The organism is Microvirga lotononidis (genome assembly GCF_034627025.1).
Lineage (GTDB): Bacteria > Pseudomonadota > Alphaproteobacteria > Rhizobiales > Beijerinckiaceae > Microvirga > Microvirga lotononidis.
In genome coordinates, this window is sequence record NZ_CP141048.1 from 4196750 (window position 1) to 4219000 (window position 22251).

The following is a 22251-nucleotide window of genomic DNA, read 5'->3' on the forward strand; positions in this document are numbered from 1 at the left end:
AGACGGCTCCAACTTTAGCGTGAGGCATGACGCTGGACCAAATGGACATCGAGATTGCTTACAGGTTGCCGAGCGCCGCAATGGATGCTGTGCGCGTGGTGACTGTCCGTCATCTGGATGATCTGAAACCGCATACGGAAGCATGGGATCGTTTGGCCTGGGAGGCACCTCAGGGGCTTGCGACCATGCTTCCGGCCTGGGTAAAGGCCACATTCCAGCATGGTCTTTGGCCGCATTGGCGTTGGATGTGTTGTTTTGCCTATGCGGGACAACGATTGGTCGGCGTGATGCCCGTCGTGATCATGCCCCATCCGATCCTCGGCCATCGCCGACCTCTGCTACGCACCTATGGAAAGCTGACGCCTTCGGGCGATATCGCTTTAGCGTCAGACTGCGCGACCGAAGCGTTTGCCGCATTACTGGCGGAGGTGGTGCGCCAGGAGCCGAGTCACGTCGGACTTGATCTGCAGGCCGTGCGGAAAAATTCGCCTGTCTGGTCCGCTCTGCAGAACGGAGCGGCACGGCACATCGCGTGCACCAGCGCACGCCACGGCTTCTCTATACTTGATGTGAGCGGGAGCTTCGATTCCTTCATTGGAAATCTGAAGAAGATGGCGAGCAACCTGGGACGATTCCATCGCAAGATCAAAAAGCGTGGAAAGGTCCGCTTTGAGATCGTTGACGGCCGGCATGCTCGGGCCGATTTCCTGTCCCAGTTCGCAGCACTGGAAGCTGCGGGCTGGAAGGGGCGCTGTGGAGGCGCGATTCTCAACAATCCGGACTCGTTCGCCTTTCATGCAGCCTTGGTCGAGAACTTCGCTGCGCAGGGCCGCTTGATGTGGCACCGAATCTGGGTCGACGACACCCTCGTGGGGGCCCAGATCGCGTTGAGGTGCAACAGATCGCTCATGCTGCCGAAGTACACCTTCAACGAGGACTTCGCCGAGTGCCGCGTCGGCACACTCCTGACTGAGGCTACCATTCGGGACGGGTTTGCCCGACCGGAGTTGGACGAGATCAATCCAATGAGCAAGGCGCAGGCTCATTCCTATTGGCACATGCCCGAGGAGGAATATATCGACCTGCATCTTGTGCGCCGGTCTGCGATGCCGATGCTAATCCATCTACCCGGTATCTGGTTGCGCAAGGCCTATTGGACACATATCCGTTCGCGGGTGCCAGAATCCGTCAGAGAACTCTATCGGCGATACAGGCGCCGGGGTGGACGCAAACCCAGGCGCGCTGCGGAGGCTCACTTCATCCCGCAGGGAAACATCATTCACAAGCGTATGTCGTGACTCTCACTCGTTGCAGGCCGAGCGTTTCGAATCACGCTTCCGGCCGATGTCATTCTGACGATTTGGGTTCGTCCAATTCTGTTTAACAGGCAGAATCTCGCGCTGAATTCCCGCGCTCGGCATAGGATCTCGCCAGGACCGCACAGACCAGCAGCTGGATCTGGTGGAACAGCATCAGCGGCAGGATGACAGCGCCGATCATGCTCGCCGGGAACAGGATGCTGGCAATCGGGACGCCGCTTCCGAGGCTCTTCTTGGATCCACAGAATACGATCGCGATCTCGTCTCGGCGCGAGAAGCCGAAGAGCCGGCTTGCCGTCGTCGTGAGAGCCAGGACCGCAGCGAGGAGCATGCAGCTCACGAGGACCAGGACGAGCATGTCGAGGGGGGCCAATCGCCGCCAGAGATTGTTGATGGCAGCTTCCCCGAAGGCGTAATAGACGACCAGCAGGATCGCGCCGCGATCTACGATGCCCGTCAGCGTTCGGCGTTTCTCGACCCATTGTCCGACCCACGGGCGCGCGAGGTGTCCGATTGCGAAGGGGACGAGAATCTGCAGCACGATTTCCCCGATCTCTCCGAACGACACATGTCCCTGAGTCTGCATGAAGAGACCCATGAGGAGGGGTGTCAGGAAGACCCCGAGAACATTGGAGGCCGATGCGCTGCAGATTGCGGCTGCGACGTTCCCGTGTGCCAATGATGTGAAGGTGATGGAAGATTGGATCGTGGAGGGGAGAAGACAGAGATAGAGGATTCCTAAGGCTATTCCAGGTGCGAAATGCGATTCAAGAAATGTCTTCGTGAGCACTCCGAGAACCGGGAACAGGATGAATGTCGCGGCGAACACCATCAGGTGGAGGCGCCAGTGAACGACGCCCTCGACGATAGCCTTCCGCGAAAGACGGGCGCCTTGAAGAAAGAACAGGAGTGCGATCGAGCCGGCGATCACCATCTTGAGGATGGGGGCCGCCGCACCCGTTGCGGGCAGGAACGTCGCAAGGAGGGCAGTTGTTACAAGGGCGACGGTGAAACGGTCGGGTCGCAGGAGGGAGAGAAAAGCCATGGATGACGCGCCCCGACGTGAGCTTCAGGACCGGGAGCTGAAGAAGCGTGCATCCTGCTGCCGGCGCAGGTCCATCAGCGCCGAATCCGCCTGAAGCTCGAGGTCGCCGACGCGGATTTCCTGCCCTCTGAGGATCGGTGTCGCCAAGCGGCAATCGGCCGCTAGATAGAAGGGCGCGGGCGCGTTCGCCGTGAGAGGGCTTGCCGGGCGGAATTCGGCGGTGACACCGGAGATCGTATGGTGGTGTCCCCCCATGGAAAGAACCGTGCCGGCCGGCAGATCCTCGGTCGCCACGGCGATCAGGTCATAACGGGGCCGGTAATCGTAACCGTACCCGGATGTCTGATGGATCGCGGCATCGAGGACGCTTGTGGCCGCTTCAAGGCCGAGTAGGTGCCGCGGCAGGAACACCATTGCGTTTGCACCCGTCCGGCTGACGATGTGGCCCTTCTGGGCCAGCATGTCCCAGCTCTTCGCGTCGTCGCAGCGGACGACCACGAACACACCACCCGCGAAGCTGATTTCATCGGGCTTGCGCAGGCAATGGAATACATCAAGGCGCCGGTCGCCCGAAAGGATTCCGCCATCGCCGCGCTGCGAGAAGATCGTCGGAACTTCATTGATGCGGGCGAGCGGTGCGTGAAGATCGAAGCGATCCGGCTGCAGGCCCGTGGCGTTTGCGACCACCATCAATTCGCAGAGATCTGGAACAGCCCGTTGCGGGAATTCAGCGATGGCGCGGCCCCTCGCGGTGAGGATCTCGCTCACGTCCCGTTGGCCGAGAGCCCAATGGCCTTCCAGATCCACGTTCTCTGCGGACCGTTCATTGCTAACGAGGCGGCGCGAGGAGGGATCGAAGACGAAATCGTACTCGCTCGACTTGCCGGCCGCGACGATGTGAAACCCCATGACCTCCGCCCAGGTCGCCAGCCCAATGAGGAGGCCCGGCTGATCTCCGTCAACTGTCGTGACGACGCGGTTGCGTTCGGCGGCAAGCGCCTTGAGCCCGGGGCCCACGACGCTGTCGAGTTCCTTCGTGACGAGCGCGAGGTGCTTTTCCGCCTCAAGGGCGATAAAGCCATGGCGAGCCGCGGCCTGTGGTTGCCCCGTCGCTTCCACGAGCACGTCGAAGGGAAGGTCGGAGACGAGGGCGAGATCCTTAACTGCGATGAAGTCGTTACTATCCCACGCCGCCTTCGCATCACGCGCAGTGTCGCAGATCCGGATACTGCGTGGGTCTACGCCGGCTGCCTTCAAACCTGCCGCCGCACTCTCGGCCGTGAGATCCACGGCAATTCGCGCATTCATCAGGGGAACGCGTTGCGCCTGTGCAAGAAAACTCTGGCCGAAGCCACCTGTGCCGACGACGCAAGTCTCGACCGGACGGTCCGCCTTCGCATAGTAATCATGGTAATTCATCGCGCGTATCTCCCCATCCGGCAGGCTGGCACCCCCGGCTTATTGTGCAGTCTGACGCTGACGTCTCGAAGCCGACGTTCTAGAGCTGTTTCCACTCACGTGGAATCATCGCCCTTCTTTGCGGAGCCGATTATTTTACGGCGAACTAGATCCGCCTCGCCGTAAAATAATGCTCTAGCGAAGCATGCTCCAAGCCTTCAGGAAGAAGTCCGGGGCTCCGAAGTTCCCCGACTTCAGCGCAAGCGCGAGATCACTGCCTGCAAGCGAGCGCGTCCAGGGGACGCCGGGATCGATTTCGGGTCCGATGGCGAGGGCATCGACGTCGAGGGCGTTCACCACGGCGCCGGATGTCTCGCCGCCAGCGACGATGAGGCGGGTAAAGCCGAGAGCCGGTAGCGCTTTTGCGATCTCCGCAAGCGTGTTCTCGACGATCTCTCCGGCATTCATGCGCCCGAGTTTGCTTTGAACCGCAAGAACCTCCTCAGGAGTTGCGGTGGAATAGATCAGCGCAGGCCCGCTCGCAGGCTGCGCCTTCAGCCAGTCGAGTGCGGCCTGCGCATCGGTCGCACCCGAAGCCAGCTCCATGGCGTCGAGACGCAGCGCAGGAATTCCGGCATCGAGCGCCGCCCGGACCTGCCCTCGCGTCGCGGTGGAGCAGGATCCGGCCAGGATGACGCTCCGTCCGGCCGGCGCTTCGAACCCGGTCCTGCTTGCGTGACCCGAACGAGCGCCCTGCCTGTAGGCTGCTGGTAGGCCCATGGCGACGCCCGATCCGCCCGTGATGAGAGGGAAGTCTGCTGCAGCGAGGCCGATGTCACGAAGATGCGCGTCGTTCAGCGCATCCACGATCGCGATCCGATGTCCCGCGGATCTCTCGCGGTGAAAGGCCGAGCGAATGGCGTCCGGTCCGGCCTCGACATCGTCATAGGACACGAGGCCGACCGAGAGATTCGTCTGACGCTGAAGCACACGCACGAGGTTGGAATCACGCATGGGCGTAAGTGGATGATCCTTCATGCTGCTTTCGTGAAGAAGGACGCCATTGACGAAGAGGTGCCCCTTGTAGACGGTTCGGCCGTTTGCCGGAAAGGCCGGGCACGCGAGGGTAAAGTCACTTTCGGTGAATGGAAGGAGCGCCTCGGTGACCGGTCCGATATTTCCTTCGTCCGTTGAATCGAAGGTCGAACAGTACTTGAAGAACAGGTGCTGCGCGCCGGCCTGTTTGAGGGCCTTTGCAGCAATCAAGGAGAGATCAATAGCCTCCTGCGCGGGATTGGTCCTGGATTTCAGCGCAACGACGACAGCGTCTGCGTCTGCCAGATCCAGTTCGGGGCGCGGCACTCCGATCGTCTGGATGGTCCGAAGCCCCTCGCGGGCCAGCATGAGGGCCAAGTCCGTTGCCCCGGTCAAATCATCGGCGATGCATCCGAGCTTCATGCCACAGCTCCATGGGCGGTCGAGGAAGGATCCTGGGTCCATTTTGTCAGCCACCCGAGGCCATCCTCCGTGCGCCCACGCGGTTTGTACTCGGCGCCGATCCACCCGTCATATCCCAGGCGGTCGAGGAACTGACAGATATAGCGGCAGTCGATCTCGCCTTCATCCGGCTCGGCCCGGCTCGGGACGGCGGCGACCTGTACGTGGCCGACGAGATCGAGATGATCCTTGAGCCGTCGGGTCAGATCGCCTTGCATGATCTGGGTGTGATAGCAGTCGAACATGATCTTCACGTTCCGACGTCCGACTTGGTCGATGATCGAGGCAGCCTGCTCGACCGTGTGCAGAAAGTATCCTGGTTTGTCCCGATGATTGATCGGCTCGATCAGAACCGTCATGCCCGCTCGGGCAGCCTTGTCGGCTGCCAGCGTCAGGTTCGCTACGAAAGTCCGTTCGGCAATCGCCATCGAATCGGAGGAAACAGTTCCGGACATGCAGTGGACGGCCGTCGCGCCGATGGCATGGCCGTAGGAAACGGCCTGATCGACGGCCTGCTGGAATTCGTTTTCTCGGCCCGCCAAGGCTCCCAGCCCGAAATCCCCCGCAGCAGCATTCCCGACCGGTGTGTTCAGTCCGAGCATGGTGACCTGGCTGCGAGTCAAGGCGCTGCGCATGTCGGCCGCGGGAACCTCGTAAGGCCAATGCATCTCGACGGCTTTGAAGCCCGCAGCGGCTGCTCCGGCGACGCGGTCGATTTCGGGAAGCTCAGTGAAGAGAAAGCCTAGGTTGGCCGAGAAACGTGGCATCGATTCATCCGCAGGTATGAGAATGGTGATGGGGAGAGGAGCAGCATTCCTGCGTGCCGCCAGGTGCTTCTTCAGCAATCGCCTCATCCAGATTGAAATGCGTCACAAGATCCCGAACCTGCGCGCGGGTCAGCAGGCGCGGATTGAGGCCGTGCAGGAGGAGGCGCAGTTTCGCGGTCTCTTCCAGCTCCTCAGTGGCATAGACGGCAGCCTCCAGATCCTTGCCGGCCACGACAGGGCCGTGATTGGCCAGAAGAACCGCGCTGTACTTTCCTGCAAGCCCCCGGATCGCATCGGCCACGGCGGGATCTCCCGGCCGGTAATACGGAACGAGGGCCGTCCGGCCGATCTTCATGACGTAATAGGCCGTCATGGGCGGCAGCGCATTGGCCGGGTCGACGTCGGGCAGCATCGAGACCGCGACGGAGTGAGTGGAGTGCAGATGAACGATCGCACCCGCGTCCTTGCGAGTCGCATAAAGCGCGGAGTGGAGGGGCAACTCCTTTGTCGCGGCGTCGCCGGAGACGAGGCGCCCCTCGGAGTCGAGCTTGCTCAACCGGGCCGGATCCAAGAAGCCGAGGGAACTGTTGGTCGGGGTCGTCAGCCATCCTCCGTCGCTCAGGCGGATCGAGATGTTTCCGGACGAGCCTGCGGTGAGACCACGCTCGAACAGGGAGCGCCCAAACTGGCAGATCGTCTCGCGCAGGCGGCTCTCATCGCTCATGGGAAGCCTTTGGAATCCTTTGGGGGTGACGTGGAAGCTCAATGACGGCTGCTATCAGATGGCGTGACGGACGCGCTCCCATGTCTTTTCCATATGGGCGTTGAGGATCTTCGACAGGCGATCTGCATCGCGCGCCTCCAGAGCGGCGATCATCTCTTCGTGGTCGGCGACGGCGCCGGCCCATTTTTCCGGCCCCTCGTTTCCGATGTAGCGGATACGCTTCAGACGGGCCTGCAGGACGCTGTGGACGGACACGAGGGCCTCGTTCTTGGAGAGGCGCAGGATCGCCGAGTGGATGCTCTGGTTCAGCTTGAAATAGGGCAGGCGGTCGCGCTTCTCGTACATGTCCATCATGCGGTCGTGCAGCTGCCGGACTTCGCCGATCTCGGCGTCGGTGGCGTGCTCGCAGGCCAGACGCCCGGCCAGACCTTCGAGATTGCCGAGCACGATCAGGCTGTCGTGCACGTCCTTGGCAGTGAACTGGCGGACCACGGCGCCGCGCCCGGGGGAGAGTTCAAGCAGCCCCTCGCTCACGAGAAACTTGAGGGCTTCGCGCAAGGGAGTGCGGGACACTCCGAGAAGCTTGCCCAGATTCCCCTCGTGAAGCCTGGTCCCCGCCGCGAGTTCGCCCTCGATGATCATGTCGCGCACGCGCGCCACGATGGCGTCGTGGAGAGTGGGGCGGAGGATCGGTCCGCGCGAATCGAACTCGTCGACCGGCAGGCCGGCTGCTTCGGATGTCATGGCTCGTTCCATCTTCAGCCGTCTTTCCACAAGTCATGACGGGCATTGCTCACTCTATACAATCATTTCCTGAATGGCCGCAAACAAAATTCTGTATGCAGCATACTTGTGTACGAAATTTAGCCCTGTTAGTGTCCCTGGGTCATCCCGAGAAGAGGTTGCCGTGAGCGCTCAAACGTTATCGACCCCGTCAGCAAAGCCGACTGTCGCGTTCGCCATGGGCGATCCGGCTGGGATCAGCCCGGAGTTGGCTGCGAAGCTGATTGCATCGGACGAGTTCCGTTCCGGCGCGGACCTCGTGATCTTCGGCGATCTGCGCATTCTGGAGCAGGGCGCCAAGGTTGCGGGTGTTTCGGTCGACGTGGAGGTCGTTGCCTCCGAGCAGGCTGTTCCGGAGCGCTCCGCCAGACCGGTTTTCGTTGACCTCAAGAACCTGAGCCTCGATCAGGTCGTGCCCGCCACCGCTACGCTCGAAGGCGGTCAGTTCGCGACAGAAAACTTCCGTCGCGCTCTTCTGCTCGCTCAGTCGGGCCGCGCGGATGCGGTGTTCTTCACGCCCTTCAACAAGAAGGCCATGCGTCTGGCCTATGACGGCTACGACGACGAGATCCGCTTCGTACGCGACGTTCTCAAGACGTCGGTCGCGGCAAGCGAGTTCAACGTTCTGGGCCGGACCTGGAATGCCCGCGTGACGTCCCACATCCCGCTGTCGCAGGTTGCGTCGGCCATTTCCGAGAAGTCGATTCTGCGGTCGCTCACCTTGGCCGATCAGTGCATGCGCGCCGCGGGCTTCAACCCGCCGCGCATCGCGGTCGCCGGCCTCAACCCGCATGCGGGTGACGGCGGCAATTTCGGCACCGAGGAAATCGACGTGATCGAGCCTGCGGTTCGCCAGGCGCAGGAGCAGGGCTTTGCGGTCGAGGGTCCGTTCCCGTCCGACACGGTCTTCCTGCGTGCCAAGAACGGCGATTTCGATGCCGTTCTCACCATGTATCACGACCAGGGGCAGATCGCCATGAAGCTGATGGGCTTCGACCGTGGCATCACGCTCATCGGCGGCTTCGAGTTCCCGATCTGCACGCCGGCTCACGGCACGGCCTATGAAATCGCCGGCAAGGGCATCGCCAATCTCGGCGCCAGCCGAGAGGCCCTTTCTCTGGCCATCCGCATGGGTGCCGAAGTGAAGGCTCGCCGGTCCAACGCCGAGCAGCCGAGACTGTCGGCGGTCAATTCCTAGAGCAATTTCGGTGAAGCGGATCCGGTTCACCGTCAAAAAATGCGGCTAGCAAAGAAGAGGGCCGATTCCACGTGAGGGGAAACGGCTCTCGGCAACAGTTCCGAGACCCGACGCCATCGTTCGGAAACATCACAGGGAGGAAGAAAGATGCTCAAAAAGACTTCATGGTTGCTCGCCACCGCCACCGCGCTGACGCTCGGCGGTGTCGCGCAGGCCGACTGGAAACCCTCGAAGCCGGTCGAGTTCGTGGTCACGTCCGCACCCGGCGGCGGTACCGACAACTTCGCCCGCGTCGTGCAGTCGGTCATTGCCAAGCACAAGCTGATGGACCAATCCGTCATCGTCACCAACAAGGGCGGCGGCAGCGGCGCTGAAGGATTCATCTATACGAAGATGGCGGCGGGCGACACCCACAAGCTGACCTTCGGCACGAACAACGCCTATCTGCTGCCGTACGTGGCGAAGCTCGCCTACAAGCCCGACGAGTTGACTCCGGTCGCCGCCATGGCGCTCGACGAGTTCCTGCTTTGGGTCAAGTCGGACTCGCCCTACAAGGATGCCAAGAGCTATATCGATGCCGTGAAGGCGAAGCCCGATAGCTTCAAGATGGGCGGCAGCCAGTCCAAGGATACGGACCAGACGCTGACGAGCCTGATCCAGGATGCGACCGGCGCCAAGTTCATCTATGTGCCGTTCCAGGGCGGTGGCGCGGCCGGCGTGCAGCTGGCCGGCGGCCACATCGACTCGAACACCAACAACCCGAACGAGAATGCCGGTCAGTGGAAGGCCGGTGCTGTCACTCCGCTCTGCGTGTTCAGCCCGACGCGCCTTCAGGGCAACGTGAAGGTCACGGCCACCATGGGCTGGTCCGACATCCCGACCTGCAAGGAAGCCGGCATTCCGATCGACAAGTTCCAGATGCCGCGCACCGTGTGGCTTCCGGGCGGGGTTCCCGCCGAGACCGTCGCGTACTACGCCGACGTGCTCAAGAAGGTGAGCGAGACGCCTGAGTGGAAGGAATACATCGAGCGCACCTCTCAGACCGACCGCTTCCTGGCCGGCGCCGATCTGAAGACCTTCATCGCAGACGACGATGCCAAGAACCGCAAGGTTTTCGAGAAGGAAGGCTGGGTCGTCCGTTAATCGGAGCGATCCCATGGCTGACGGGGGAAACCCCGTCAGCCCTTATTTTATGCGGTATTCATCGGACCGGGATGAACGTCATGATTTCTCGTTATACGGCTGAGATCGGAACTGCGACCTTGACCGCGGGCCTGGGCCTCGCAGCGGTCATCGGCGCGTTGGAGTTCGGAATTGGCTGGGGCGACGCGGGCCCGGAATCCGGGACCTTTCCCTTCTACATGGGGCTCCTGGTCGTCCTCGCGAGCATAGGCACCCTGGTCCAGGCGACCGTCGGCCGGAAGGGATTGCAATCGGTCTTCCTCCATAAGGAGGAGGCTATGCGTGTCGCGTCGTTCTTCTTGCCGATGCTCGCCTTCGTGGTGGTGTCGCTCCTCCTCGGGCTTTACGTGGCAACGGCGCTGTATCTTGCCTTCGTCATGTGGTCGCAGGGGAAGTACAGGCTCTTCGTTTCCATCGCGTCAGGCATCGCTGCGGCCGTGACTTTCTATGTCCTTCTCGAAGTCGCCTTCCAGGTGCCTCTCCTGAAGGGCCCGCTCGAAGCCGCTCTCGGCATCTACTAGCCTCCAATCCTGACGGGAACAGATCGTGGAAAATTTCGCATCACTCCTTCACGGGTTCGGTGTCGCGCTGACAACGTACCACGTCATCTTGATGATGGTCGGTGTCCTGCTGGGCATTCTTGTCGGCGTCCTGCCGGGACTCGGAGCGCCGAACGGCGTTTCACTGCTTCTGCCGTTGACCTTCACCATGGATCCAGTGGCGGCGATCATCCTGCTCACCAGCATGTACTGGGGAGCGCTTTTCGGTGGATCGACAACATCGATCCTGTTCAACATCCCGGGCGAGCCGTCATCCGTCGCGACGACGTTCGACGGGTACCCGATGGCGCGGCAAGGACAGGCGACGCAGGCCCTGACGCTCGCATTCCTGTCCGCCGGTTTCGGCGCGCTCGTGGGCGTCATCCTCATCACGGTGCTGTCGACCTGGGTGGCGCAGTTCGCCCTTCGCTTCAGCTCGCCCGAGTACTTCGCCGTCTATTTCCTCGCCTTCGCGAGCTTCGTCGGACTGGGCGCCGCGTCGCCGTTCAAGACCGTCGTGTCCATGGGCCTCGGCTTCGCCTTCGCGGCAGTGGGCATGGATACGGTCTCCGGGGGCCTGCGTCTGACCTACGGGTTCAACGAACTCCTGTCCGGCATCAGCTTCCTCATCGCGGTGATCGGCCTGTTCGGCATCGGCGAACTCATGATCACCATGGAGGAGGGGCTTCGCTTCGACGGCATTCGGGCGCGGGTCAAGGTGCGCGATGTGCTCAAGACGATCGCCACTCTGCCGCGATATTGGGTGACGCTGCTGCGTAGCGCCGCCATCGGCTGCTGGATGGGCGTCACGCCCGGCGGGCCGACGGCTGCGTCCTTCATGAGCTATGGTCTTGCCAAGCGCCTTTCCCGGCGCAAGGAGGGCTTCGGCAAGGGCGAGCCGGAAGGCGTCGTCGCTCCCGAGACGGCGGATCACGCCGCCGGAAGCAGCGCCATCCTGCCGATGCTCGCGCTGGGCGTGCCCGGCTCCGCGACCGCGGCCGTCATGATGGGCGGTCTCATGATCTGGGGTCTCAATCCAGGCCCCATGTTGTTCATCGAGCGGCCCGACTTCGTCTGGGGTCTGATCGCCAGCATGTATCTCGGCAATATCGTGGCCGTGCTGATGGTGCTCGCGACCATTCCGCTCTTCGCTTCGATCCTGCGCATTCCCTTCGCCATCATCGGTCCGGTGATCGTGGTCGTGTGCTTCATCGGTGCCTACACGGTGGCGGGTCGTCCGTTCGACCTGTGGCTTGCTCTCGCCTTCGGCGTGGTGGGCTACCTGTTCAAGAAGCTCGATTACCCGATCGCTCCACTCGTGCTGGCGATGGTGCTCGGCGACAAGGCGGAAGATGCCTTCCGGCAATCCATGATCATGTCGCGCGGCTCGCTCTCGATCTTTTGGTCGAATGGCCTCGTCACCACGCTCATGCTGATCGGCCTCGCGCTGGCCCTCGGCCCGGTCCTGAGCACGTTGTTCGGTCGCTTGACGAAGGCCAAGACCTCCTCGGCGGTCGCTTGAGCCGATGTTCAAAGGGCCCGCTCGGGAATCCGGGCGGGCCATCTTGCTGGAGAATCCAATGGCGGCTACGACTTCGCTCAACATCGCGTTTCTCGGCATCGGTCTCATGGGATCGCGCCAGGCGAAGCGGCTACTCGAGGCAGGTTATTCGCTGACGCTTTGGAACCGTTCGCGCGAGAAGGCGGAGGCGCTCGCCCCGCTCGGGGCTCGTGTGATGGACAGGGCTGCCGATGCGGTGCGCGATGCCGACGTCGTCATTCTCATGTTGGAGAACGGCAGGATCGTCACCGATGTCCTGTTCTCGCAGGGCGTGGCGGAGGCGCTGAAGCCGGGCTCCGTCCTCGTTGACATGAGCTCGATCAAGCCCGCGGAAGCGCAGGACCATGCAGGGCACCTGACGGAGAGAGGCGTCCATCATATCGATGCGCCCGTATCAGGTGGAACCACCGGCGCGGAGCAGGGGACGCTGGCGATCATGGCCGGCGGCGAGGCCGAGATGTTCGCTCGCGTCGAACCCATCCTGAGCGTCATGGGACGGCCCATCCATGTAGGGCCGCACGGGGCAGGGCAGCTCGCGAAGCTCGCCAACCAGATCATCGTCGGCGTCACCATCGGGGCGGTGGCCGAGGCGCTTCTTCTGGCGCAGCGCGGCGGTGCCGACCCGGCCAAGGTCCGTGAGGCTCTGCGCGGTGGGTTTGCCGAAAGCCGCATCCTCGAACTCCACGGTCAGCGCATGGTCGAGCGCGACTTCGTCACCAAGGGGCGTTCCGTTACCCATCTGAAGGATCTCGACAACGCCCTGGACGCGGCGGAGCGCATCGATCTTCAAGCCCTTCCTTACACCGCGCTGACGGCGGATCTGTTCCGTGGTCTGATCGCGAATGCGGGCGATCTCGACCATAGCGGTCTGCTGGTCGAACTCGAGCGCCGCAACGGCGAAGGTCTCAAGTAAGCGTTTCCTGCAAGAGTGTACGGCTTCGTTCGAACAGCTCCGGAAGTCGAGGAGAGCCGAGGCGGCCGCCGAAATGCTCGCATTTCATGGCCGCCGCGACATTCGCGATGCGGATTCTCGTCGGCAAGTCCCACCCGTTGACGAGCCCATAGACATAGGTGCCGTGCCAGACGTCGCCGGCATTCAGGGTGTCGACCGCGTGAACAGGAAGCGTTGGGAATTCGGAGAGAGTGCCCTCCGGCGCTCCGCGCTGCCAGACCAATGCCCCTGCCGCACCGAGCGTCACTCCGACGATCTCCGCGTCGAGGTGCTGCGCCACGTCCAAGAGAGCGTCCCTGGGTGAGCGGCTCTCGGCGAGGGAGAGCAGGGCAGCCTCGGAAAACAGCACATGGTCTGCGAGGGTGATCATCTGGCGGAGTTCGTCGGGCGGCGCGACATCGGCGTCGAGGATCCTGGGAACGCCGTGACGCTGTGCCTCCGCGAACAAGACCTTTGCGCCCTCAATCCAGCGCATGTCGACGAGAACCGCGGCAGCTTCCGCCACGCGATGGAGCGGCAGCCAGCTCGGATCGGCATCGAGCGACGGATCCGTGTAGGGCACCACGAGCCGTTCACCGGACCTGTCGACGAGGATGGTCGAAAAAGCCGTGCGGGCACCCGCTATTCTGCGGATATGGTCCGTGCGGATCGCCTCCCTGGAGAGATCGTGCAGGAAGCTGTCGCCCGTGGGATCATCTCCGATGCGGGCCCAGATTTCGACATCGCCACCGAGGCGCGCGATTGTGGCCGCCGCCGCCGTCGCCATGCCTGAAGCTGCCTGGACGGCCTTCTCGGGCAGCACCTTGGCACCGTGGTCCGGAATATGGTCGATCTTGAAGATGGTGTCCCAGAAAGCGCATCCGAGACAGATCACCGGCTTGACGTTCATGGCTTACTCGAGGCGCAGCGCTCGCGTGCGGGCGCTCATGATATGCGCGACGGCGGCTTCCACGGCGGCCGGTATGTCCCGACGCTTCATGGCCGCGATGATGGTGAGATGTTCGCGCATCACCGGGAGCACGAGCTCCTCGTCGAGACTCGTCTCGCTCTGCCGAATGAGGCGGACCTTGATCCAGTTGACCCGGTAGGCTTTCGAGATGATCTCATTGTTGAGATCGTCGATGATCCTCTCGTGGAACTCCCGGTCCACCTGCTGGGCCTCGGCGACGACCTGTTCCGTCAGCCCTTTTTGCGCAGAGGCGACGATCGCCTGGTGAGCGACCTCGATCCGCTCGATGGCGGCATCGCTGGCCGTCTGGCTGAAGGCCGCGATGGCCTCGCGCTCCAGGATCAGCCGGAACTGGAAGGCGTTGCGGATCAGCGTGATGTCGAGGGGCAGGATCTGCAATCCGCGCTGCGGCACGGTCACGATCAGGCCTTCCGCCTCCAGTCGCGGGATCAACTCCCGGATCGCCCCGAGCGGCTGGCCAGTCAGGGCGACCAGCTCCCGCTGAGTCACGAACTGACCCGGCTTGATCTCGCTTCGCAGCAGTTGCTCCGTGAACACGTCATAGGCCCGCTCGCGCAGCTTGATCTCCGACCGAGGTGCGGGGCGGGCGATGGTCATGCGATGACCTTGACCACAGGTCCGAACGGTTCGAGCAGCGAGACGGCCCGCGCGGTGCTCGCATCGTCCAAGGTCGGAAGGGGCGGCCGCGCCATCGCCCAGACCGGGTCCTGACGCACATAGGCCGTGAGCGCCTTCACCATCGGGACGATGGGATATCGGCCGATCTCCTGCACCAGATCGACGATGCGAGGATCGTCCCGGCCGCTCTCCGCCAGGGCGATCACGGCCTCCGGCACGATGTTGGCGACGCCGCAGATCGAGCCCGCCGCTCCCGCCGCGCAAGCCCGGCCGAGATAGCTCTCGTCGCCGACCAGGATCTGGAGATCGGGAAAGGCTTCGATCAGCGCGAATGTCGCCTCGGGATCGCCCGCACTGTCCTTCACGCCCCGGATAGCGCCCGGAAAGCGCTCCTTCAAGCGCGCGATGACCGTTTGCGACAGGGGCACGCCGGTCACGCCCGGGATATGATAGAGGAGGATGTCGCGCACGCTGCTGCCGACCGCCTCGAACACCGCCGCAAACCATGCGAACACCGCATCGTCCGGGGCAGGGCGGAAGTAGAAGGGCGGCGCCAGCAGGACCGCATGGGCGCCGCGTTGCAGAGCCTGGCTCGTGCTGTAGGCGGCCTCCTCGGGCGAACAGGCGAGCACGCCTTCCACCAGCTTGTTCGTGGGAATGCCGAGGCCGGCGACTTCGTTCGCAATGCGGTCGCGCTCCCTCGCCCCGATCGACGGGCCCTCGCCCGTCGTCCCGAACAACGTCGCCGTCCGGCAGCCTCGGGCGAGGCAATCCTTCGCGTGCTTGACGAGACGGTGAACATCCACCTGTCCATCGAGAAAGGGCGTGACGAGAGCGGGACTGATGCCGAAGCCGAGCGACACGGGAGCCTCCAGTAACAGCTTCGGCGCGAGGCCGAGCAAGTGCCGTGTTGACACTAACATGTTACATGGGGCTTAATCGGTTGCAAGCACTGAAAAGAGTCCGAAGAGACCGTTACATCGAAACACGGAGGAAATGCGCCATGGCTGCAAAGGTCGGTTCGGTTACCCGTCGTACATTTCTCGCAAGCACGGCGGCCGCTGCCGCGTATGGTCTCGGCGGCGTCGGGCCTGCCTTCGCGGAGGTGAACTGGAAGAAATACGCCGGCACGAAGATCGGGGTGAACCTCGTGAAGAGTCCGCGCGGCGAGGTGCTGCAGAAATACGAGAAGGAATTCACCGACCTGACGGGCATCCAGGTTTCGTCGGAGCAAACACCGGAGCAGCAACAGCGGCAGAAGGCCGTCATCGAGCTGAACTCGGGAAGCCCGAGCTTCGACGTGGTGCATCTCAGCTACCACGTCCAGAAGCGCCAGTTCGAGAAGGCCGGCTGGCTGGCCGACATCAGCGGCTTCATGAAGAACCCGGAGCTGACGGATCCGAGCCTGACCGAAAGCGACTTCTCCCAAGCTGGTCTGCTCTACGCGAAGAACCAGCAGGGCCAGATGCTCTCGCTGCCGTTCTCGGTCGATTACTGGATGATCTACTGGAACAAGGATCTGTTCGCCAAGAAGGGGCTCGCCTATCCGCAGACCTTCGAGGAGATGGTGGTCGCCGCCGAGGCGCTGGCGGACGCCAAGGAAGGAACCTACGGTTTCGTCGCACGCGGCCTGAAGAACGCCAACGTTCCCGTCTGGACGAGCTTCCTGCTCGGCTATGGCGTCGATCCTGTCGATGCCAACGGCAAGCTGATGACGGATTCGCCGGAGGCCATCGAGGCGGCGAAGCTCTACCAGCGTCTGCTGACCAAGGCCGCCCCGCAGGGCGTCGCGGGCTTCAACTGGTCGGAATGCCAATCCGCCTTCCTGCAGGGCAAGGTCGGCATGTGGCTCGACGGCGTCGGCTTCGCGCCTCCGCTGGAGGATCCGGAGAAATCGCGGGTGGTCGGCAAGGTTGGCTACGGCGTCATGCCCAAGGGACCGAAGGCCCAGGCCTCGGCCACCTTCGGTGACGGCATCGGCGTGACCGCCGCGAGCAAGAACAAGGAGGCGGCCTATCTCTACTGCCAATGGGCGGTCTCGAAGCTCATGGGCGCGCGCCTGCTGCAGGCGGGCGGCGGCGTGCCGTTCCGCCAGTCGATCCTCGACGATCCCGAGACGCGCAAGGGCGTGAAGATGCCGCCGCAATGGATCGACGCTGTGGTGGGATCGGGCAAGATCAGCAAGCTCGGCCTTCCGGTCATCCAGCCGGTGACGGAGTTCCGCGACATCATCGGCATCGGGCTGACCAATCTTCTGGCAGGAGGCGATCCGGCGACTGAGATGAAGAAGGCGACGGAACAGTTCAAGCCCATCCTCGAGCGCAGCGAGAAGGCTTGATGCGGGCCGTGGGAGCAGGTCGCGATGGTGGAGCATGTCCATGACCACCATCGCTGAGCGCCAAGTCGCATCGGCCGCGGAGGCGACGCCCGCCACGGGCGCGCGCCCGCCGCGTTCGTACTGGCCCTTCGTCGTTCCCGCCATTGCCGTGGTGGGATCGGTGATCGTGTTCCCGTGGGCCTTCACGGTCTGGATGAGCCTGCAGGAATGGACGGTCGGTGGAGCGCGCCGCTTCACCGGCCTGTCGAACTACATGCGTCTCGCATCCGACGAGCGGTTCCTGACTTCGGTCGGCCACACGCTCGTCTATACGGTCCTGGCGGTCGTCCTGCCGCTGATCTTCGGCACGCTGGCGGCTCTCATCTTCAACTCCCGCCTGCCGTTGCGCGGCATTCTCCGCGGCATCTTCGTAATGCCGATGATGGCCACGCCCGTCGCAATCGCCCTGGTCTGGACGATGATGTTCCACCCGCAACTCGGCGTCCTGAATTATCTACTGTCGCTGATCGGCATCGGTCCGCAGGCCTGGGTCTTCAATCCCTCGACCGTGATCCCGTCGCTGGTTCTCGTCGAAACCTGGCAATGGACGCCGCTCGTGATGCTCATCGTCCTGGGCGGTCTCGCGGCCATTCCGACGGAGCCTTATGAAAGCGCCGCTATCGACGGCGCGAGCATCTGGCAGCGCTTTCGCTACATCACGCTGCCGATGATCGCTCCGTTCCTGATGGTGGCGGTGATCATCCGGACCATCGATGCGCTGAAGAGTTTCGACATCATCTACGCCATCACCCAGGGCGGTCCGGGTACTGCGTCCGAAACGATCAATCTCTACCTCTACAGCGTCGCCTTCGCCTATTACGACGTCGGCTACGGATCGGCCATCGCGGTCGTGTTCTTCGCCATCGTCATCGCCCTGTCCCTTCTCATGCTCCATCTTCGCCAGCGCACGAAGTGGATGGACCTTCAGGGGGGCGCATGAACATCCGCAAAGCCGCCGACACGATCGGTCTGTTCTTCGTCGGCCTCGTGCTGGTCTCTCCGGCCATCCTGTTCTTCCTCTGGATGATTTCGCTCTCGCTGAAATTCGAGGTCGACAACGCCGCCTATCCGCCGATCCTGATCCCCGAACGTTTCGCCTGGAAGAACTATACCGGCGTCTTCGAGTCGAACCGCTTCGGCCTCTTCTTCCTCAACAGCCTGATCGTGACGGGAGCTGCGACCGGGCTCGCCCTTCTGATCGGCGTGCCCGCCGGCTACGGCATCGCCCGCATGAAGGCCACCAAGGCCGCCGTCGTCGTGCTCATCGCCCGAATGACGCCCGGCCTGTCATACCTGATCCCGCTCTTCCTGCTGTTCCAATGGCTTGGCCTTATGGGCACGCTGCTGCCGCAGATCATCGCCCACCTCGTGATCACGGTGCCGATCGTCATCTGGATCATGATCGGCTATTTCGAGACGACCCCGCTCGAGCTCGAGGAGGCGGCGGTCATCGACGGTGCCAACCGATGGGATGTCTTTCGCTACGTCGCCCTGCCGATCGCAAAGCCCGGTATTACGGTTGCCTTCATCCTTGCAGTCATTTTCTCGTGGAACAACTTCGTCTTCGGCGTCGTGCTGGCGGGGCGAGAGACCCGAACCCTGCCGGTCGCGGTCTACAACATGCTGTCCTTCGAGCAGCTTAGCTGGGGCCCCCTGGCCGCGGCCGCCCTGATCGTAACACTCCCGGTCCTCATCCTGACAATCGTGGCGCAGCGGCAAATCGTGGCCGGTTTGACGGCCGGGGCCGTGAAAGGCGGCTGACGGGGTTCTCCGCCGGGGTCCAAATGATCGCACCGTGCGAAGGGACGGCAGTTTTGATCCAGCTCATCGTTGCGCGGAAGCCGGATGCTAATATGGGACTACTTCGGCAGAAGCCGGAGGTCGTATCGAAGGATGGCATGAATGCCGCGCTATTCGAGAACCCTCATCATTCTCCATTGGGCTATGGCCCTGTTGATCCTGGCTGCCTGGCTGACCTCCGAAGGCGGCCGGCAGGTTCGCCTCAACCCACCGATGCTGCATTTTTCGCTCGGGCTGTCCGTGCTCCTGCTCGTCGTACCGAGACTGATCGCCCGCTGGTGGGGCAGCAAGCTCCGCATCGAGGATCCTCAGGGACCGTGGCTTAATCTTGCGGCTAAGATCGGTCATGCGGTGCTGTACCTGTTCATGATCGGCCTGCCGCTTACCGGCTGGTATGCCGCCTCGCGCATGGGCGTGTCGGTCTCGTTCTTCGGCCTATCCCTGCCGGCGCTCACAGCGCCCGTGCAGGGACCTGCCGGTCCGATTGCGGAAATCCACCAGACCGGCGGCACGATCGTCCTCTTTCTTGCCGGCCTTCATTCCATCATCGCCTTTTGGCACCACTTCGTGCTCCGAGACGGAACGATGCAGCGGATGAACCCAATCTAGCGCATTGGGTCGAGCCGGAAGCCCGCGCCGGCGAGCATCAGGCCACGTCGACGAAATTCGATCCGATTTTCTCGGGAACGACGCGCCCGCTGACCTGTAGAGCGGCGGGCGAGGGCGGAGCCGTGGCTTCGGCTGCCGTTCCCGAAAGATCTCGGCAGCGAGGCCCAAGCGATCAAATCGGGTTACCGCGATCCATTCCCGCCCTTAGCCCCTGCCGAGACTTCTGGCATGGCGCCGAAGTCCCGGCTTGACCGTGACGCCGGTCAGATAAGCCGCGTCGGCCTGTGCCTGTGACGAAATGCGCGAGCCTGTCCATCAAAAGTGCCAAGCATTTGTCTCAAAGGATCAAGCGGGCCCATGGGAGAGGATCATAGTAGAACGATCGAGACATTTCGGCCTCGCACTTGAGGTGACCCAAGCGCGACAGGGAGGTTGGCAATGAACAGGGTTATCTTGGCGATCGGCGCTTTGGCGATCAGCGCTCTTCTCGTTCCAGGCGAAGCCGTAGCACAACGTGGCGGCCATGGCGGGTTCGGCGGTGGAGGATTTGGCGGTGGAGGTGGATTCCGCGGCGGCGGTGGTTTCGGCGGCGGTGGCTTCGGTGGAGGAAGGATGTTCATTCCACCCGGCGGAGGCGGCTTCCGTGGAGGGATGGGTGGCCTCACCACAGGATCGATTGCGGTTGCACGGCCCGGTCGGAGCGATTTCGGGATGGCTGCGCTCGGGCGGCCCGGTTATGGCTTCGGCTATGGCGCACGCGCACCTTACTACCGGGGTGTTGCGGGGGCCTATGGGCCTTACAATCGAGGCTATTACGGCCGGTATCCCTATTACGGCTACGGCCGTTACCCGTATTACGGCTATTACCGTCGCTATCCATATTACGGGGCTGCTCTGGCTACGGGCTTAGCGCTCGGGGCTTGGAGTTACCCTTATTATGATTATGGCTACTACGGCTATAATTACCCGTACTACGGCTATTACCCGAACTACTACTCGACGGTTGCGTCCGCTCAGGATTGCTATTGGATCCGCCGGCGCGTCGTAGGAGTGAACGGGAACGTTTTCATCCGCCGCGAGCAGGTCTGCAGCTACTAGAATGGGCTGACCGCGCCGACGCGCTGTCGGCGCGGTCAGATCAACTGTCGAGAGCCCTCTCCATCGGCGTGAAGAGGCTCTCTAAACTGCGTCGACCGCGGGACAGGACCTCAATAATACCGGCGGTAAGCGACCCTCGGGCCCAGGTAGCGCGGGCCGTAATAACCCCTATACGCGCCATAGTATCGAGGCCCGTAATAGACGGCCCGGGGATAGACGCGCGGTCCGTAAACCACCGGACGCGGGTAGTAGTAGGGAGCGTAATAGACGGGGCGGGGATAGGCATAGCCTGGCCAAGGTCCATAGTAGCCGTAGCCGACGGGCGGGTATGCATATCCCCAGCCGTAAGCTGGCGTTGCTGCCGCCGTGATCAATCCTCCGAGGATAGCCCCGCCGATCAGCCCTGCGGCCACGGCGCCGCCGCCCCATCCATAATTGTAACCACCACGATAGTAGCCCCACCCGGGGCCCCGCCAATATTGCGCATGGGCGGCTTGAACACTGCCGGTCGCGATCAGGGCAGCCGCAGCAAGTGTCGCAATTTTCCTCATGACAACCTCCCGAACCTTATTCCTCTCCCCCAGTCGATCGTGGTCTCGTCTTGCAACTTGCGTCACGCATCCACAGGGAACGCGCTGCACGGTTAGAGCCTCAGACCCAAAAGTGGACACTACTTATGGGATTCATCCGATGCTCCTTCTCTCGCATGGCGCATCGGATGAGCCGGAGGGCCGCGTCAGCGAAAACCGGGTCCACTTTTCCGTCCGATGCTCTAGAGATAGATGATGGAGCGGTAGTTCATATCCGCTGCGCTGCCAGCGCCCTTCAGAACAACACCAGTCTCGAACTGATGATCGTTGTCGAGGTCCGAGAGCAGGTATCCCGTATCCGTCCCGGGGTGGTACAGGAACACGTGCACGATCCTGGAGTTGGTGAACGTCGCCTCCGCCTGGGCTGCCGCATCCGCGATGGATGTCGCGGTCGTGCCGGCTTCCCGGTAGTTCGACGACGTTCCTGCGATTGGCATTCCGATCCAGTCGGTGCCTGCACTCCAGTCGGTGATCGTGTCTGCGCTTGCAGTCGTGATGCCCGATGAGCCCTTCGAGAATACGAACGCATCGCCTCCGGTGCCGCCGGTCAGAATGTCGGGTCCCGTGCCACCCTCCAGGAGGTCGGCGCCGGAACCTCCCGAGAGGCTATCCTGTCCTGAACCGCCATACAGGTTATCGTCATTCGCTCCACCGGACAGGCGGTCGTTTCCGCTTCCGCCGAAGAGGAAATCGAAACCATAGCCGCCGACGAGTGTATCATTCCGCGATTGACCATAAAGGTCGTCGGGGCCGTCTCCACCGTTCAGGTAATCGTCGCCATCGCCACCGAAGACGATGTCGTAGCCCCAGCCGCCATAGATAGCGTCGTTTCCACCATTGCCGTAGAGGTCGTCACCGCTGCCGAAGCCGTAGATCACGTCGCTGCCTGAGGTTCCCCGGATCAGATTCGGCCAATCGTTCCCATAAAAGGTCGCCATGGATGCCTCCGCATCTGCCTCCTCGGATACCGCAATCGATCCGGGCGGTATCGGACCTCGGATTTGCGTGGCTTACAGAATTCCTCACTCCGCCGGGATATGCTTGATCGCACGGGACAGTTCATTGACATTTTGAGCCAGCCGCTCGATGCCTCACCATAAGAGCCTGGCCGACCCGTCCATATTTCAGGGCAGGATCGGATCGTCACGAAGCCGTCACCGAACCTCGTTAGACGGGCGCCGTGGCCGCTTGGCCCGAGGGACAGGGATTGGCACGGATGTACTG

Annotated in this window: 22 protein-coding genes; 11 read left to right on the plus strand and 11 right to left on the minus strand. The window is 62.6% G+C overall.

Annotated elements, in window-relative coordinates; genetic code table 11:
• Positions 1 to 26: 26 nt before the first annotated feature.
• Positions 27 to 1298: a GNAT family N-acetyltransferase gene (locus U0023_RS19795; RefSeq protein WP_040638445.1), complete on the plus strand. Its 1272-nt coding sequence runs from the start codon at positions 27 to 29 to the stop codon at positions 1296 to 1298.
• A gap of 82 nt (positions 1299 to 1380) precedes the next feature.
• Here U0023_RS19795 and U0023_RS19800 read toward each other — a convergent pair whose 3' ends face one another.
• The 6 genes from U0023_RS19800 to U0023_RS19825 form a co-directional block, all read right to left on the minus strand.
• A complete protein-coding gene (locus tag U0023_RS19800; protein ID WP_009491715.1) occupies positions 1381 to 2364 on the minus strand; it encodes a bile acid:sodium symporter family protein in 984 nt (327 codons plus the stop codon).
• A gap of 24 nt (positions 2365 to 2388) precedes the next feature.
• Positions 2389 to 3783, minus strand: coding sequence for an NAD(P)H-dependent oxidoreductase (locus tag U0023_RS19805; RefSeq protein ID WP_009491717.1), 1395 nt, complete (start codon positions 3781 to 3783; stop codon positions 2389 to 2391).
• Between the two features lie 174 nt (positions 3784 to 3957).
• A complete protein-coding gene (gene otnK, locus U0023_RS19810) occupies positions 3958 to 5220 on the minus strand; it encodes a 3-oxo-tetronate kinase (RefSeq protein WP_009491719.1) in 1263 nt (420 codons plus the stop codon).
• Positions 5217 to 6026: a hydroxypyruvate isomerase family protein gene (locus U0023_RS19815; RefSeq protein WP_009491721.1), complete on the minus strand. Its 810-nt coding sequence runs from the start codon at positions 6024 to 6026 to the stop codon at positions 5217 to 5219. Before U0023_RS19815 ends, otnK begins: the two co-directional genes overlap by 4 nt.
• A gap of 4 nt (positions 6027 to 6030) precedes the next feature.
• Positions 6031 to 6750, minus strand: coding sequence for a 3-oxo-tetronate 4-phosphate decarboxylase (otnC, locus tag U0023_RS19820; protein WP_009491722.1), 720 nt, complete (start codon positions 6748 to 6750; stop codon positions 6031 to 6033).
• 54 nt (positions 6751 to 6804) lie between these two features.
• Complete coding sequence (locus U0023_RS19825; RefSeq protein ID WP_009491723.1) at positions 6805 to 7494, minus strand: GntR family transcriptional regulator; 690 nt, start codon at positions 7492 to 7494, stop codon at positions 6805 to 6807.
• Positions 7495 to 7711: 217 nt separating this feature from the next.
• Between U0023_RS19825 and U0023_RS19830 the strand changes: the two genes are divergently transcribed.
• The 5 genes from U0023_RS19830 (at position 7712) to U0023_RS19850 (ending at position 12926) form a co-directional block, all read left to right on the plus strand.
• A complete protein-coding gene (locus U0023_RS19830) occupies positions 7712 to 8731 on the plus strand; it encodes a 4-hydroxythreonine-4-phosphate dehydrogenase PdxA (RefSeq protein ID WP_052600523.1) in 1020 nt (339 codons plus the stop codon).
• A 147-nt stretch (positions 8732 to 8878) separates the two neighbouring features.
• Positions 8879 to 9874 (plus strand): Bug family tripartite tricarboxylate transporter substrate binding protein, encoded by a 996-nt coding sequence (locus U0023_RS19835; protein WP_009491725.1) that lies wholly within the window; start codon positions 8879 to 8881, stop codon positions 9872 to 9874.
• 80 nt (positions 9875 to 9954) lie between these two features.
• Complete coding sequence (locus tag U0023_RS19840) at positions 9955 to 10434, plus strand: tripartite tricarboxylate transporter TctB family protein (protein ID WP_154661047.1); 480 nt, start codon at positions 9955 to 9957, stop codon at positions 10432 to 10434.
• A gap of 25 nt (positions 10435 to 10459) precedes the next feature.
• Entirely contained in the window at positions 10460 to 11974 is a 1515-nt protein-coding gene (locus U0023_RS19845; RefSeq protein WP_009491739.1) for a tripartite tricarboxylate transporter permease, read from the plus strand.
• Positions 11975 to 12032: 58 nt separating this feature from the next.
• A complete protein-coding gene (locus U0023_RS19850) occupies positions 12033 to 12926 on the plus strand; it encodes an NAD(P)-dependent oxidoreductase (protein ID WP_009491740.1) in 894 nt (297 codons plus the stop codon).
• On the opposite strand, the gene U0023_RS19855 is transcribed toward U0023_RS19850, so the two are convergent.
• Genes U0023_RS19855 through U0023_RS19865 form a run of 3 tightly spaced genes read right to left on the minus strand, consistent with a single transcriptional unit; the run spans position 12919 to position 15416 of the window.
• Entirely contained in the window at positions 12919 to 13854 is a 936-nt protein-coding gene (locus tag U0023_RS19855; protein ID WP_009491741.1) for a PfkB family carbohydrate kinase, read from the minus strand. The genes U0023_RS19850 and U0023_RS19855 overlap by 8 nt on opposite strands.
• 3 nt (positions 13855 to 13857) lie before the next feature.
• The gene (locus U0023_RS19860) at positions 13858 to 14532 is read right to left on the minus strand and encodes a GntR family transcriptional regulator (protein WP_009491742.1); all 675 of its coding nucleotides are present in this window, start codon (positions 14530 to 14532) and stop codon (positions 13858 to 13860) included.
• A complete protein-coding gene (locus U0023_RS19865; protein WP_040638446.1) occupies positions 14529 to 15416 on the minus strand; it encodes a dihydrodipicolinate synthase family protein in 888 nt (295 codons plus the stop codon). The genes U0023_RS19860 and U0023_RS19865 overlap by 4 nt, the downstream gene beginning before the upstream one ends.
• Before the next feature lie 140 nt (positions 15417 to 15556).
• On the opposite strand from U0023_RS19865, the gene U0023_RS19870 reads away from it, so the two are divergent.
• From U0023_RS19870 to U0023_RS19890, 5 genes are all read left to right on the plus strand, one after another.
• On the plus strand, positions 15557 to 16891 hold the full coding sequence (locus tag U0023_RS19870; RefSeq protein WP_009491744.1) for an ABC transporter substrate-binding protein: 1335 nt from the start codon (positions 15557 to 15559) through the stop codon (positions 16889 to 16891).
• A gap of 40 nt (positions 16892 to 16931) precedes the next feature.
• Positions 16932 to 17870, plus strand: coding sequence for a carbohydrate ABC transporter permease (locus tag U0023_RS19875; protein ID WP_009491745.1), 939 nt, complete (start codon positions 16932 to 16934; stop codon positions 17868 to 17870).
• Positions 17867 to 18691 carry a carbohydrate ABC transporter permease gene (locus U0023_RS19880; RefSeq protein ID WP_009491746.1) on the plus strand — a complete coding sequence of 275 codons (825 nt, stop codon included), beginning with the start codon at positions 17867 to 17869 and terminating at the stop codon, positions 18689 to 18691. Before U0023_RS19875 ends, U0023_RS19880 begins: the two co-directional genes overlap by 4 nt.
• Positions 18692 to 18832: 141 nt before the next feature.
• The gene (locus tag U0023_RS19885) at positions 18833 to 19339 is read left to right on the plus strand and encodes a cytochrome b (protein ID WP_009491747.1); all 507 of its coding nucleotides are present in this window, start codon (positions 18833 to 18835) and stop codon (positions 19337 to 19339) included.
• Positions 19340 to 19777: 438 nt separating this feature from the next.
• Entirely contained in the window at positions 19778 to 20437 is a 660-nt protein-coding gene (locus tag U0023_RS19890; RefSeq protein ID WP_052600524.1) for a hypothetical protein, read from the plus strand.
• A 110-nt stretch (positions 20438 to 20547) separates the two neighbouring features.
• On the opposite strand, the gene U0023_RS19895 is transcribed toward U0023_RS19890, so the two are convergent.
• Both U0023_RS19895 and U0023_RS19900 read right to left on the minus strand, forming a co-directional pair.
• Positions 20548 to 20988 (minus strand): hypothetical protein, encoded by a 441-nt coding sequence (locus U0023_RS19895; RefSeq protein WP_009491753.1) that lies wholly within the window; start codon positions 20986 to 20988, stop codon positions 20548 to 20550.
• 221 nt (positions 20989 to 21209) lie between these two features.
• Entirely contained in the window at positions 21210 to 21965 is a 756-nt protein-coding gene (locus U0023_RS19900; RefSeq protein ID WP_009491754.1) for a calcium-binding protein, read from the minus strand.
• Positions 21966 to 22251: the final 286 nt, after the last annotated feature.

Excerpts from the sequence above, each read along its gene's own strand:
- U0023_RS19795 (WP_040638445.1), top strand. The coding sequence starts at position 27 with ATGACGCTGGACCAAATGGACATCGAGATTGCTTACAGGTTGCCGAGC.
- U0023_RS19800 (WP_009491715.1), bottom strand. The coding sequence starts at position 2,364 with ATGGCTTTTCTCTCCCTCCTGCGACCCGACCGTTTCACCGTCGCCCTT.
- U0023_RS19805 (WP_009491717.1), bottom strand. The coding sequence starts at position 3,783 with ATGAATTACCATGATTACTATGCGAAGGCGGACCGTCCGGTCGAGACT.
- otnK (WP_009491719.1), bottom strand. The coding sequence starts at position 5,220 with ATGAAGCTCGGATGCATCGCCGATGATTTGACCGGGGCAACGGACTTG.
- U0023_RS19815 (WP_009491721.1), bottom strand. The coding sequence starts at position 6,026 with ATGCCACGTTTCTCGGCCAACCTAGGCTTTCTCTTCACTGAGCTTCCC.
- otnC (WP_009491722.1), bottom strand. The coding sequence starts at position 6,750 with ATGAGCGATGAGAGCCGCCTGCGCGAGACGATCTGCCAGTTTGGGCGC.
- U0023_RS19825 (WP_009491723.1), bottom strand. The coding sequence starts at position 7,494 with ATGACATCCGAAGCAGCCGGCCTGCCGGTCGACGAGTTCGATTCGCGC.
- U0023_RS19830 (WP_052600523.1), top strand. The coding sequence starts at position 7,712 with ATGGGCGATCCGGCTGGGATCAGCCCGGAGTTGGCTGCGAAGCTGATT.
- U0023_RS19835 (WP_009491725.1), top strand. The coding sequence starts at position 8,879 with ATGCTCAAAAAGACTTCATGGTTGCTCGCCACCGCCACCGCGCTGACG.
- U0023_RS19840 (WP_154661047.1), top strand. The coding sequence starts at position 9,955 with ATGATTTCTCGTTATACGGCTGAGATCGGAACTGCGACCTTGACCGCG.
- U0023_RS19850 (WP_009491740.1), top strand. The coding sequence starts at position 12,033 with ATGGCGGCTACGACTTCGCTCAACATCGCGTTTCTCGGCATCGGTCTC.
- U0023_RS19855 (WP_009491741.1), bottom strand. The coding sequence starts at position 13,854 with ATGAACGTCAAGCCGGTGATCTGTCTCGGATGCGCTTTCTGGGACACC.
- U0023_RS19860 (WP_009491742.1), bottom strand. The coding sequence starts at position 14,532 with ATGACCATCGCCCGCCCCGCACCTCGGTCGGAGATCAAGCTGCGCGAG.
- U0023_RS19870 (WP_009491744.1), top strand. The coding sequence starts at position 15,557 with ATGGCTGCAAAGGTCGGTTCGGTTACCCGTCGTACATTTCTCGCAAGC.
- U0023_RS19875 (WP_009491745.1), top strand. The coding sequence starts at position 16,932 with ATGACCACCATCGCTGAGCGCCAAGTCGCATCGGCCGCGGAGGCGACG.
- U0023_RS19880 (WP_009491746.1), top strand. The coding sequence starts at position 17,867 with ATGAACATCCGCAAAGCCGCCGACACGATCGGTCTGTTCTTCGTCGGC.
- U0023_RS19885 (WP_009491747.1), top strand. The coding sequence starts at position 18,833 with ATGCCGCGCTATTCGAGAACCCTCATCATTCTCCATTGGGCTATGGCC.
- U0023_RS19890 (WP_052600524.1), top strand. The coding sequence starts at position 19,778 with ATGAACAGGGTTATCTTGGCGATCGGCGCTTTGGCGATCAGCGCTCTT.
- U0023_RS19895 (WP_009491753.1), bottom strand. The coding sequence starts at position 20,988 with ATGAGGAAAATTGCGACACTTGCTGCGGCTGCCCTGATCGCGACCGGC.
- U0023_RS19900 (WP_009491754.1), bottom strand. The coding sequence starts at position 21,965 with ATGGCGACCTTTTATGGGAACGATTGGCCGAATCTGATCCGGGGAACC.